The following is a 657-nucleotide window of genomic DNA, read 5'->3' on the forward strand; positions in this document are numbered from 1 at the left end:
TTCGGAACGCGCGGGAACACGCTGGCGACGACGTGACCGTGCAACTGGGAACGATCGATGGGGGATTCTATCTCGAAGACGATGGTCCCGGAATCCCGCCGTCAGATCGAGATGGCGTCTTCGATTCGGGCTTTACGACCTCCGAAGACGGAACAGGTTTCGGTCTCGCCATCGTTCGTCAGATCGTCGACGCCCACAACTGGCAAGTCGACGTGGCCGCGGGGACTGACGGTGGGGCCCGCTTCGAGTTCCGCGGGGTCGACCGCGTCTCCGACAGGGAGTGACTCGAAATTAGGTTATCAGGCCCGATAACCGATAGTGATGTTTATCCACTCTCTGTGACGATGGACGAATATGAATACCCCTGAACAATCCTTTACCCGGAGTTCGAGCGGAATCCCGGGACTGGATTCGCTTCTCGAAGGTGGGTTCGTAGACGGCCGTCTATATCTAGTTTTGGGGGTTCCTGGCACGGGCAAGACGTTGCTTGGGACGGAGTTCCTCTGCGAAGGTCTCTCGGCCGGTGAGACAGTGCTGTTCATTCACGGCGAAGAATCTGCCGACGACCTCCGCGCGAACGCGGCCGAACTCGGAATCGACATCCGCGGCGCTAACTTCCTCGATGTCGGGCCGGAGTCGGACTTTTTCAAGCGGGCG

General features: G+C 59.2%; 2 protein-coding genes. Both read left to right on the top strand.

The genetic code is table 11. The features are described from left to right. On the top strand, positions 1-284 hold a 284-nt coding region (locus DEQ92_RS21245), incomplete at its 5' end, for an ATP-binding protein (RefSeq protein WP_147299546.1). A gap of 70 nt (positions 285-354) precedes the next feature. Continuing rightward, positions 355-657: ATPase domain-containing protein (locus tag DEQ92_RS21250; protein WP_147299547.1), on the top strand; the 303-nt coding region annotated here is incomplete at its 3' end.

Origin of the sequence: Haloferax sp. Atlit-6N, assembly GCF_003383195.1 — an archaeon.
Lineage (GTDB): Archaea > Halobacteriota > Halobacteria > Halobacteriales > Haloferacaceae > Haloferax > Haloferax gibbonsii.